This is a genomic window from Humidesulfovibrio sp. (assembly GCF_031082295.1).
Classification (GTDB): Bacteria; Desulfobacterota; Desulfovibrionia; order Desulfovibrionales; family Desulfovibrionaceae; genus Humidesulfovibrio.
The window spans coordinates 1-11,679 of sequence record NZ_JAVHLD010000006.1; the positions used below are offsets into that span (position 1 = coordinate 1).

The following is an 11,679-nucleotide window of genomic DNA, read 5'->3' on the forward strand; positions in this document are numbered from 1 at the left end:
CCTCAGGCCCTTTGGCGGGGGTCCAGGGGGCGGCGCCCCCTGGCTCCCGAGGCGCACGCCTCCACGAAGGCCCTTGCAGCGTCGGGGTTGGAGGAGAGGTGCGCGTGGAAGTACCCGCCGATGACGTTGTGCGTGGCCGCGCCGTCGCGGGTGGTGTTGCCGTCGGAGGCCGTGAGCGTGAAGGCGGCGTTGTCGGCGTGGGGTTGTTCCAGTTCGGAGTAGTGGAACTCGTGCCCGCGCAGGGTGGTTCCGGCGGGGCCGAGCGGCCCCGGCGCGAGGGTCTGCGCCTGCCGGTAGCCCAGTGCGGCGCGGCGCGCGCGCATCACGGCCCGGCCGGGGAGCACGCCGCAGAGCGCATGCTCCCTGCCCTCGGCGTCGACGAGCGCGCGCTGGAGGTACATGAACCCGCCGCATTCGGCCCACACGGGCTGGCCGGAGTCGCAGAAGGCGCGCACGGAGGCCAGCATGGTGGTGTTGGCGGCGAGGGCGCTCGCGGCGAGTTCCGGGTAGCCGCCGGGCAGGTACAGCCCGTGGAGGCCGTCCGGCAGGGCGGCGTCGGCCAGGGGCGAGAAGGGCACGATCTCCGCCCCGGCCTGTTCGAGCAGGCGCAGGTTTTCGGCGTAGGTGAAGCAGAAGGCGCGGTCCCGCGCCAGGCCAATGCGCACCGTGCCACATCGCTTGCCGCTGGCGACCTGTTCGGCGGCAGGCGGGGCGAGCCGCGCCGCGTCCAGCTCCGGCAGCGCGGAGAGAAGCGCCGGGACGTCCACGCCCTGCTCCACCCAGTCGGCCAGGGCCTCCAGGCGGGCGTCGAGTTCGGTGATGTCGTCGGCGGTGACGAGCCCCAGGTGCCGCGAGGCCAGCCCCAGGCCCTCGGCCCGGGGCAGGCAGCCCAGCAGCGGAACGTCGGCCAGGGGGGCCAGGGTCGCCAGGGCCTGGCGCAGCAGCGTTTCATGGCGCGGGCTGGCGATGCGGTTCAGCAGCACCCCGGCCAAGGGCAATTGCGGGTCGAAACTGGCGAAGCCCAGGGCCACGGCGGCGGCGGACCGCGCCTGGGACGAGGCGTCCAGCACTAGCGCCACGGGCAAGCCCAGGAGCTTGGCCAGGTGCGCGGTGGAGCCTTCCTCGTCATCCCCGGTGCGGCCGCCCCCCCTGCCATCGAACAGGCCCATGACGCCCTCGACGAGGACCACGTCCGCGCCCGCGGCAGCGCGGGCGAAGCACGAACGCAGGGCGTCCGGCGGCATCATCCAGGTGTCGAGGTTGTGGCTGTCGCGCCCGGCGGCGGCGGCATGCAGGCCGGGGTCGATGAAGTCCGGCCCGGCCTTGAAGGGCTGCACGCGAAGCCCCCGGCGCGCGAGCGCGCGCATGAGCCCCAGCGCCACGGAGGTCTTGCCGCAGCCGCTTCTGGTCCCGGCCAGCACAAGGGCTTTGGGCATGGCGGGCTAGCCTCCGGCCGGTTTTTTACGCTTCAGGAAGTCCTGAAACTGCTTGGCCTCGGCGTGGTCCGGGTTAAGCGTGAGGCAGTAGGCCAGGCGCAGCGAGGCCACCTCGGTGTCGCCCATGGCGTGGGAGGCCCGGGCCATGTTGTAGTGCAGGTTCTCATCATTGGGGCAGAGCTCCACGGCCCTGCCGTAGTAGGCCAGCGCCTCGGCATGCATGCCGCTTCTGCGCAGGGAGATGCCGAACTCGTTGAACAGGTGCTTGTGCTGGGCCTCGAAGGCCGCCTCCAGCCGCAACAGCCGCTCCAGCACCGCGCGGGCCTTGTCCTGCTCGCCTCGGAGGATGTAGCACTGGCCGATGCCGAAGGTGGCCCGGACGCACTCCTCATCCAGGCTCAGGGCCTTGCCGTACTCAAACTCGGCGGAAAAGGTCTTGCCATTCTTCAGGAACTTGTCGCCTCTGGCCACGGCATGCAGGACATCCCTCTGGCGGTCCGCGTCTTCTCTCGCGCGGCGCAGCGACAGTTCGGGCTCCGACTGGTACGTCTTCAGGAACTCGTCGAGACTGACCCTCTCGACCGGGCCAAAAACCACCTCTTCCCCCAGGTGCTGGACATCAATAATGCCGTCCTCATTCTCCCGGGCAAAGAAGTAGAGCACTGTCTCCATCTTCCGCGCCGTGGCCCCGGAGCCGATGACAGTGGTCTTGGTTTGGGAGAAAATGCCGCGGATGGGCGGTCGATTATGCTTGGAGTCCATTGGTTTGGCTGCCTGGAGTCGATTTGTGAGGAGAATAGCGAATTCCGCTGGTTCAGGCGCCCACGACCATCTTCCGCTTCAGAAAGTCCACGAACAGGAGGGCCTCCTCATGCTGTGGGTTTATCCCCAGGCAGGACTTGAGGTAGACCATGGCCATGCCGGGGTCGCCCTTGTCGTAGGAGGCGCGCGCCATGTTGTAGTGCAGGTTCTCGTCTTCCGGGGAGAGGTCGAGCGCCCGGCGGTAGTAGTCCATGGCCTCGGCATGCATGCCGCTCTTGCGCAGGGAGATGCCGAACTCGTTGAACAGGTGCTTGTGCTCGTCCTCGAAGGCGGCGTCGATCTTGACCACGCGCTCGAAGACTTCCTTGGCCTTTTCGCCCTCGCCCCGGGAGATGTAGCACAGGCCGATGCCGAAATTGGCGCGCACGTTGCGCTCGTCCATGGCCAGGGCCTTGTTGTACTCGTACTCGGCGGTGAAGCTCTCGCCGCGCTTGCGGAACTTGTCGCCCCGGGCCACGGCCTTCTGGACCTCCATCTCCTGCGGGGTCATGGCCGCGCGGGATATGGCCAGGGTCTTCTGGGGCTCGGGCAGGTAGTTTTCCAGCAGCTCCTCACGCGTGATCTCGGTCTTGGGGCCGAAGGGTACGTCGCTGGCGGTGAGGGCCTGCACCTCCATGACGCCGTCCTCGCGCTCGCGCACGAAATAATAGGATACGATCTCCGGCCTGCGGGCGGTGGTTCCAGTGCCGATCTTGGCCGTTTTCTTTTGGGAAAAGACGCCGCTTAAGCGCTCAGGAGCGGAATTCTGACTCATTTTCTGGCCTGCCTGGATGTGGGTGCCTGAAACTTCAGGACACCTACATCATTTCCAGGCGGCAGGAAAGGGGGCGGCGGGCGGCGGACCTAGCCGCGCTCCTGCTCGTGGAGCACCAGCAGGCACTCCGCGCACACATAGCCGCCGTATTCCCCGGCCTGGGTGATCATTCCAGCCTTGCTCAGGCACATGCAGCCCTCGACCCCGGTGGTGACCGCCGTGTTGGCCGGCTGGCACAGGGACTTGGGCAGGCAGATGCAGCCCTTGCCAGCGCCTGGCTTGGCCTCGAAAATGTGCGATTCCACCAGCTTGCTGTCCTTCTTGGGCATGCGCAACGTGTAGAGGGGCATGGGCTTGCTTCTCCGAACGGGTTTGGTGCGTCCAGGCGGCGGGAGTGCCGCCCGGAGGGGAAAAGGACACGGGGCAAGAGCCTGGGGCGCTAGCCCTTGCCGCGGCCGGGGAAGTCCGGCCAGGACTCGGCGGCGCCGGATTGGATGAGCCTGAGCGCCTCGGACTCGGGCAGGGCCGGGGCGAAGAGGTAGCCCTGGGCGTAGCGGCAGCCCAAGCTGGAGAGATAATTCAGCTGCTCGACCGTTTCCACGCCCTCCGCCACCACCTTGAGGCGCAGGCCCGAGCCCAGGGTCACCAGGGTGTTGATGATGGCCTCGCTGCCGCCCTCTTCCCCCGCCCGGCCGATGCCGGCCACGAAGTCCCTGTCGATCTTGATGGCGTCCACGCTGAAGCGCTGGATATAGTTGAGCGAGGAATAGCCGGTGCCGAAGTCGTCGATGCACAGGCCCAGGCCCAGCTCGCGGATCTTGGCCGCCACCTCTGTCGCGCTGCCCACGTTGTCCAGCAGCACGCTCTCGGTGATCTCCAGGGCGATGCTTTGCGGCTTGACCCCGCAGTTGCGCACCGTCTGCTCCAGATGGCCCACCAGCATGGGGCTGCGGAAATGCTTGGCCGAGATGTTGATGTTTGTGGCGAAGCCCTGGTGGCCGAAGGGCGAGCGGGCCTCGAGCGCCTTGTCGAACTCGCGGATGGCGCAACAGGCCTGGGCGAAGACCCAGTAGTCCAGCGGGTAGATGATGCCCGTTTCCTCGGCCAGGGGGATGAACTCCCCGGGCAGCATCTCGCGCCCGCCCTCGCGCCGCCAGCGCAGCAGCACCTCGAACCCGGCCAGGCGGCCCTGCTTGATGTCGAGGATGGGCTGGTAGAGCAGGGTCAGCTCGTCCAGCTCGTGGTTCAGGTCGAGCGCCCGGCGCAGGGCGATCTCGGTCTCCATGGTCTCCAGGGCCTTGGTGTGCATCTTCTTGTTGAAGACCTTGAAGCGGCTCTTGCCCATGGCCTTGGCGTGGTACATGGCGGTGTCCGCGTCGCGCAGGAGCGCCTCGGGCCTCTCGTAGGCCTCGGTGCGCAGCACGATGCCCAGGCTGCCGGAGGTGACGACCTCGCGCCCGTCCAGGTCCATGGGCTGGGCGATGTCCTCCAGCACGCGGCGGCAGAAGAGAATGGCGTCGCGGTGGGCGGTGATGTCTTCAAGCAGGATGGCGAACTCGTCGCCGCCGAAGCGGGCCACGGTGTCCGTGCTGCGCGCGCAGGCCATGAGCGCCTGGGCGACGTGGCGCAGCAGCTGGTCGCCGATGTCGTGGCCAAGGCTGTCGTTGATGACCTTGAAGCGGTCCAGGTCCATGTACAGGACGGCGAAGCGGAAGTTCGGGCGGCGGCGCGCGCGCTCCATGGCCATGCGCAGGTGGTCCATGAACAGCAGGCGGTTGGGCAGGCCGGTGAGAGAGTCGTGGAAGGCCTGGTGCATCAGCTTGTTTTCGGCCTGCTTGCGCAGGGTGATGTCGCTGACGAAACCTTCATAGAAAAGGACGCGGCCCGTGTTGTCCACGACCTTGCGCGCATTCTCGGATATCCACAACACCGAGCCGTCGCGCGTGCGCACCTGGGACTCGAAGTTCTGCACCCGGCCCGACTCCTCCATGAGGGCCAGGAACTCCTGGCGCCTGTTGGGCTCCACGTACGGGCTCTTGACCGAGAGCTCGGCGATGAGATCCTCCGGGGTATCGTAGCCGAGGATGTGGGCCATGGCCGGGTTTGCGGAAAGGTAGCGGAACTCCGGCGTGATCTGGAAGATGCCTTCGGCGGCGTTCTCGAAGATGCCGCGGAACTTTGCCTCGGCCCGGCGCAGGGCGTCGCCCACCACCTTGCGCTCGGCCACCTCGATCTTCAGCTGGGTGTTGGTGCGCGAGAGGTCGCGGGTGCGCTCGGCCACCATGCGCTCCAGCAGCACGCGCGACTGCTCGCGCTCCTGCTCGATCTTCTTGGCCACGGAGATGTCTCGCAGGATGCAGACCTGCACCGGGCCGTCGGTGAGCGCCACGCGAGAGACGGTGATCTCCGCCGGGAACTGCGAGCCGTCGGGCCTGGTGGCCAGCACCTCGTGCAGCACCGCCGCGGAGCCCATGGATTCCTCCCGCGAGCGGGTCACCACCTCTCCAGTCTGTGCGCCGAACACCTCCGCACAGTTGCGCCCGGCGATGTCCTGGCCCTCCATGCCGTACATGCGCAACAGCGCCGGGTTGTGCCGCACGATGACCCCGTCTGCGTCCACCACGAGCAGGCCGTCGGCGATGTTGCCAACGATGGCCGAGAGCGCGCCCAGGGCGTCCTGAAGCTCGCAGGTCGCCTCGGCCACGCTGCGCTCAAGCTGGGTCACGTGGCCCGAAATCTGTCCGGCCATGGTGCGCATGGCCTCCGCCAGGGAGCCGATCTCGTCGCCGGAGCGCACGTCGCAGGTGGCGGTGAAGTCGTGGTTGGCCACGCGCTGGGCATAGGCCGCGAGCTGGCGCAACGGGCCGGTGATGCCCCGGATGAAGAAGAAGGCAACGGCCACGAAGGCCAGAAACACGCCCAGGGTCAGCATCTGCTGGCGGAAGATGGCCTTGCGGATGGCCTTGCGGATGGGCTCTTTGTCGAGCCCGATGTGCACGCAGCCGCCCTTGCCGCCCAGGATGGGCTGGGCCACGTGGATGACCTCCACGTCCCCGGGCAGGATCAGGGTGCGGGTCTCGTGCCCGGCGCCGAAGTGGGCCTTGCCCGGAGCCTCCCGCACGATGGCCATGACCTCCTCGGGCACCACCGGGGCGAAGGTGTGCGCCACCACGTCGCCGTGGGGATCCAGCACAAGGATGTAGGACAGCCCGCCCATCTCCTGGTGCAGGTCGATGGCCGCCTGGATGGCCCCGGCGTTCCTGCTGAGCAGGATCTCCGTGTTGCCGTCGGCGATGGAGCGGGCCAGGGCCACTGCCCGGCCCTCGTACTCGCGCACCATGGACTCGTTCAGCTCCCGGCCGGACAAAAGCGACGTGGCCAGGGCCATGACGCCGAAGGCCGCCACCACGAACAGCAGCAGGCGCGCGAACAGTCCCCTGAACCTCATGGCCGCACCCCGTGCCGGGGCTTCAGCGTCTGGAAGCCCCCGTCGCGGTAGACCATGAGATAGGTCTGGTGCAGCCCCTGGTTGTGGTCCGCCTCGAAGTTGATGTTCTCGCCAAGGCCGATGTCCAGGTTCTTCTGGTTCAGCAGCACTCTCGCCAGACCCGCGCGCGTGGGCGCGCCGCCCAGGCGCTTCACGGCCTCGACCAGGACCTGCCCGGCCAGGAAGCCCTCGAAGCTCAGGCGGTTGGGCACGTACTCCTCACGCATCAGGTGGGCGGGCAGGGCCGCGTGCGACTGGGACATGGCCTGGCGGTAGAGCTTCGCAGCGGGCAGGGACGGGTCGTCGTAGCTGGGCACCACCTCGGAAAAGATGAGCTCCGTGGTGTAGTCGCGCCCGGTGACGCGCCCCTGGGCCAGCAGGAACTTCACCAGGTTGTCGGCGTCGGCGAAGGAAAGGGTGGCTATGGGCGCGGCCAAGCCCGCGTTGCGGGCGTCGCGGATGAAGCCCGCGCAGGCCGGGGCCGTGCCCACGGTGACGATGGCGTCGGGCTGGGCCGCCATGAGCAGGCCGACCTCCTGGCGAAAGTCCTGGGTGTAGGGCGCGCCCCGGCGGTAGGTGACGTCGGCGACGATGGACAGGCCGAAGCCCTTGAGCGCCCGGCGCACGCCGTCCCAGCCGTTGCGGCCGTAAATGTCGCCCTGGTGGAACACCGCGATGCGCCGCTTGCCGGAGGCGACCAGGGCCTCCACCACGCCGCGCGTCTCGTCGAAATAGGAGGCCCGCAGGTTGAACACGTAGGAGTTGTAGGGAGGCTCGCGCAGGAGGTCCGCGCCGGTGAAGGGAAAGAGCAGGATCATGCCCTCGGCCTCGTAGTGCTTGAGCAGCGGCAGCACGCGGGCCGTGGTGGGCGTGCCCACGTAGCCGAGAAGCGCGAACACGCGCTCCTGCTCCACGAAGCCGATGGTGTTGGCCAGCGCGGGCAGAGGGTCGTAGCCGTCGTCGCGCAGGGAGAGCACCAGCCGCAAGCCTCCGGCTCCGCCCTGGGCGTTGGCGTGCTCGAAGCTGGCCATGAGGCCCCGGTAGTACTCCATGCCCAGGCCGCGCGCCGGGCCGGTGAAGGCCGCCGACATGCCGAACACCAGCTCACGCTCCGCCGCCCGCGCAGGGCTCAGCCCGGCCAGGACAAGGCACAGCGCCAGACAGAGCACCGGGCGCAACGCCACCCGCCAGGCCGGACGGGATGTCAGGCTCAGGGCCGCTCGACGGGCGCGGCAGGCGGCACTCGCAAGGCTGACCGGTTTGCCGTGACGAAACATGCTTCTCCAGAGCCGCGGGCGTAACAACCCGCAACGGTAACAATCAATTCTAAACTTTCGCCCTATTCGCAAGAAAAATCAACACCCGGCGCAACGCCCTTGCCATGGCACTCCCCGGCCGGGGGCTTGCGCTCCCCGGCTTGCGACGCCACCCAGCGCACCTGCCTGCACACGCCCATGAGCAGGTTGAACTCGTTGCGCCGCAGGCGAAACCGCCCGAAAAAGCGGCGCACCGGGAGCATCCAGTAGTCCTGGTTCTGGTCCTTCAGGTAGCCGATGTCGGAAAGCGCGCCCTGGAGGCTGGTGAAGAGCGCCTCGCGCTCCTCAAAGGAGGCGTCTCGCTCCCCGGGGGGACCCTTGGGCTCGAACGGCGCGTCCAGCGACCTTTGAAAACACTCGTAGAGCAGGATCAGCACCGCCTGGGAGAGATTGAGCGAGGTGCAGTCCGGGTGCGCCGGGATCATCACCAGCCGGTCGCACAGGCTGGTCTCGGCGTTGGTCAGGCCGCGGTCCTCCGGCCCGAAGACCAGGGCCACGCGGCCGCCTTCGGCCAGGCGCGGGAGCACGTCGTCCTGCGCCGCGAGCGCCGGGGTGAGCAGCCCCTTGCGCCAGCCCCCGGTGCGCGCCGTGGTGCCGATGCATAGCGCCGTTCCGGCCAGCGCCTCGCGCAGGGTGGGCAGGACGCGCGCGCCCTCGAGGATGTGCCGGGCGTGGAAGGTGGCCAGGGGCTCGGCCTTGGCCAGGTCGAAGTCCGCGGGATCGACCAGGACAAGGTCCTTCACGCCCATGTTGAGCATGGCCCGGGCCACGGAGCCGATGTTCTCCGGGTACTTGGGCCGAAACAGGACGACGCTTAGGTTGGACAAGGGCATTGCGCTCTCCGGCGGTTCGTTTCCTTCCCGGCGCCGCTCTTGACGGGGGCTTGCGGGCCAACTAATGTTCTGACCCGTGCCGTATGGCGCAACCCCGGAATCCACCCTAAAACAGGAGAACCCCACATGGCGCTGATCACCAAGGAAGAATCCCTCAAGTACCATTCGATGAAGCGCAAGGGCAAGCTTGAGGTCGTGTCCATAAAACCCTGCGAGACGCAGCGGCACCTCTCCATGGCCTACACCCCCGGCGTGGCCGATGCCTGCAGGGCCATCCACGCCGACGTGGAAAAGGTCTATGAATACACCAACAAGGGCAACCTCGTGGCCGTGGTGAGCAACGGCACGGCAGTGCTCGGCCTGGGCAACATCGGGCCTGAGGCCGGCAAGCCGGTCATGGAAGGCAAGGGCGTGCTCTTCAAAATTTTCGCCGACATCGACGTCTACGACCTGAACATCCGCCAGCTCGACCCGGACAAGGTCATCGAGTTCTGCAAGATGCTGGAGCCCACCTTCGGCGGCATCAACCTTGAGGACATCAAGGCCCCGGAATGCTTCAAGATCGAGCAGACGCTCATCAAGGAAATGGGCATCCCCGTCTTCCACGACGACCAGCACGGCACGGCCATCATCTCCGGCGCGGGCCTCATGAACGTGCTTGAGATCAGCGGCAAGAACATCAAGGACCTCAAGGTCGTGGTCTCCGGAGCCGGGGCCGCCGCCATCTCCTGCTCGCGCTTCTACGAGGCCATGGGCATGGACAAGAGCCAGATCCACATGTTCGACTCCAAGGGGCTGCTGCACACCGGCCGCACCGACCTGAACCCCGAGAAGGCCTACTACGCCCAGCCCAAGGCCGGCACCATGGACGACGCCATGAACGGCGCCGACCTGTTCCTCGGCCTCTCCGGCAAGGACGTCATCAACGCCGCCCAGGTCAAGACCATGGCCAAGAACCCGGCCATCTTCGCCTGCGCCAACCCCGACCCGGAGATCGCCTACCCCGTGGCCAAGGAAGCGAGAGCCGACCTCATCATGGCCACCGGCCGCTCGGACTTCCCCAACCAGATCAACAACGTGCTGGGCTTCCCCTACATCTTCCGCGGCGCGCTCGACGTGCGCTCCAAGGTCATCAACGAGGCCATGAAGCTCGCCGCCGCCCAGGCCCTGGCCGCCCTGGCCAAGGAGCCGGTGTCGCCCGAGGTCTGCGCCATCTACGGCGTCAAGGAGCTCAAGTTCGGCATGGATTACATCATCCCCAAGCCGCTGGACCCGCGCGTGCTCGAATGGGTGGCCCCGGCCGTGGCCAAGGCCGCCATGGACTCCGGCGTGGCCACCATCCAGCTCGACATCGACCAGTACAGGAAGGACCTGAACGAGCGCATGACCGCCTCCCAGGCCCGCACCAAGATGATGGTCGACTCCTTCGGCTACGACATGTAGCCCGGACCGCGACATCGCTGAAACACATGGCCCGGGGGAGACTCCGGGCCTTTTTTGTAGACTGGGGGAGGGACGCATGAAGAAGGCCAGCACCATTCCGGCCAAGAGCACCTCGGCGCAGATCATTCCGGCCGATCCGGCCGATGCCCCGGCCATCCTGGCCCTGCAGCGCCTGGCCTATCAGGCCGAGGCCAGACTGTACGACGAATGGAGCATCCCGCCGCTGACCCAGACCCTGGAAGAGCTGCGCGCGGAGTTCGCCACGCTCGCCGTGCTCAAGGCCATGTGCGGCGGGGAGCTTGTGGGCTCTGTGCGGGCAGGCCTGGGCACAGGCCCGGAGGCGGACCTCTGCTTCATCGGGCGGCTCATCGTGCACCCGGAGCGCCAACGCCAGGGCATAGGCACGGCCCTTCTGCGCGCTGCCGAGGCCTCCTGCCCGTCCGCCAGGCGCTTCCAGCTCTTCACAGGGCACAGGAGCGCGGGCCCCCTGCGCCTCTATGAACGCATGGGGTACAGGCCCGTGCGCGACGAGGCAGTAAGCCCGAGGCTGACCCTCGTCTTCCTGGAGCGCGCGGCCTGACCCACCGCACAAGATAAGGCCGGAAGGGGAAACCCTCCCGGCCTTTTTCTTTGCGCAGCCGGCGGGGGCCGCAGGCTAATTGGCAGAGGCGGGACGCTGCAGGTTGCCCAGGCCGATGAGCGGCATGGCCCCCGAGCCCGTCACCTGGGGCATCACGCCGTCCCACTTGTCGATGGCCTTCATGTTGGCCTCGATGCGCCGCAGCTCCAGCAGGTCCGGGGAGATGTTGGCCTTCTGCAAACGCAGGGACTCGGCCTCGGCCTTGGCCGCGGTGATCTTCTGCTCGGCCTCGATCTTGATGCGGTCAAGGTCGCGCCTTGCCTTCAGGGCCAGCTGCTCCGCCGTCTGCTTGGCCTCGATGGCCTCGGTGAAGACCTTGGAGAAGCTGAAGATCACGATGGAGAAGGCGTCCACGGCGATGTTGTTGTGTCCCAGGCGCTCCATCAGGGTCACGCGCATGGCCTCGCTCACCGCCGGGCGCTTGGTGATGAGCTCCTCCGCCGTGTACTTGGCCGTGACGGCCTTGACGACCTCCAGGATGGCCGGGTCGATGATGCGCTCCCGGAAGTTGATGCCGATCTTCTGGAAGACCACGTTGGCCTTGTCGGGAATGATGTGGTAGTTCAGGGCCACGCGCGAGCTGACGTCCTGCAGGTCGGCCGAGGCCGCGGCCGCGTCGGTTTCGACCTTCTGGACCTTCACGTCCATGAGCACGATCTCCTGCATGATCGGAATGCGCGGGTGCAGGCCTTCGTCCAGCACCTTGTCCTGCACGGCGCCGAAGTTCAGCACGATGCCCCTCTGCCCCGCCCCCACCTGCACCCACGGGGTGAAGAACACAAGCAGGATCACGGCCCCCACGACCAGCGCGATGACGCCGGAGGGCACCTTCCTCAGTAGGGAGTCGAAAAATTCCTTGGGCCTTTCCTGGTACACTTCGTTCATGTGCTGCTCCTTCTGGTTCAGGGCGCCCGCGCAAGTCAGGCGACCAATGTTTGTGGAGGAAAC

Annotated in this window: 10 protein-coding genes; 2 read left to right on the top strand and 8 right to left on the bottom strand. The window is 67.4% G+C overall.

The features are described 5' to 3' along the window. Positions 1–2: 2 nt before the first annotated feature. The 7 genes from RDU24_RS05080 to RDU24_RS05110 form a co-directional block, all read right to left on the bottom strand. Entirely contained in the window at positions 3–1,436 is a 1,434-nt protein-coding gene (locus tag RDU24_RS05080) for a cobyrinate a,c-diamide synthase (protein WP_308734658.1), read from the bottom strand. 6 nt (positions 1,437–1,442) lie between these two features. Further along, the gene (locus RDU24_RS05085) at positions 1,443–2,198 is read right to left on the bottom strand and encodes a tetratricopeptide repeat protein (protein WP_308734659.1); all 756 of its coding nucleotides are present in this window, start codon (positions 2,196–2,198) and stop codon (positions 1,443–1,445) included. Positions 2,199–2,250: 52 nt separating this feature from the next. Further along, positions 2,251–3,012 carry a tetratricopeptide repeat protein gene (locus tag RDU24_RS05090; protein WP_308734660.1) on the bottom strand — a complete coding sequence of 254 codons (762 nt, stop codon included), beginning with the start codon at positions 3,010–3,012 and terminating at the stop codon, positions 2,251–2,253. Between the two features lie 89 nt (positions 3,013–3,101). Beyond that, entirely contained in the window at positions 3,102–3,362 is a 261-nt protein-coding gene (locus tag RDU24_RS05095) for a hypothetical protein (RefSeq protein WP_308734661.1), read from the bottom strand. A gap of 89 nt (positions 3,363–3,451) precedes the next feature. Next, positions 3,452–6,460, bottom strand: a complete 3,009-nt coding sequence (locus tag RDU24_RS05100) for an EAL domain-containing protein (protein ID WP_308734662.1) — start codon at positions 6,458–6,460, stop codon at positions 3,452–3,454. Then, positions 6,457–7,776, bottom strand: coding sequence for an ABC transporter substrate-binding protein (locus tag RDU24_RS05105; RefSeq protein WP_308734663.1), 1,320 nt, complete (start codon positions 7,774–7,776; stop codon positions 6,457–6,459). The genes RDU24_RS05100 and RDU24_RS05105 overlap by 4 nt, the downstream gene beginning before the upstream one ends. Positions 7,777–7,838: 62 nt before the next feature. Beyond that, on the bottom strand, positions 7,839–8,648 hold the full coding sequence (locus RDU24_RS05110; protein WP_308734664.1) for an RNA methyltransferase: 810 nt from the start codon (positions 8,646–8,648) through the stop codon (positions 7,839–7,841). 126 nt (positions 8,649–8,774) lie between these two features. Between RDU24_RS05110 and RDU24_RS05115 the strand changes: the two genes are divergently transcribed. Both RDU24_RS05115 and RDU24_RS05120 read left to right on the top strand, forming a co-directional pair. Continuing rightward, positions 8,775–10,091 carry a malic enzyme-like NAD(P)-binding protein gene (locus RDU24_RS05115; RefSeq protein WP_308734665.1) on the top strand — a complete coding sequence of 439 codons (1,317 nt, stop codon included), beginning with the start codon at positions 8,775–8,777 and terminating at the stop codon, positions 10,089–10,091. Positions 10,092–10,167: 76 nt separating this feature from the next. Beyond that, entirely contained in the window at positions 10,168–10,671 is a 504-nt protein-coding gene (locus tag RDU24_RS05120) for a GNAT family N-acetyltransferase (protein ID WP_308734666.1), read from the top strand. A 75-nt stretch (positions 10,672–10,746) separates the two neighbouring features. On the opposite strand, the gene RDU24_RS05125 is transcribed toward RDU24_RS05120, so the two are convergent. After that, entirely contained in the window at positions 10,747–11,616 is an 870-nt protein-coding gene (locus RDU24_RS05125) for a prohibitin family protein (protein ID WP_308734667.1), read from the bottom strand. Positions 11,617–11,679: the final 63 nt, after the last annotated feature.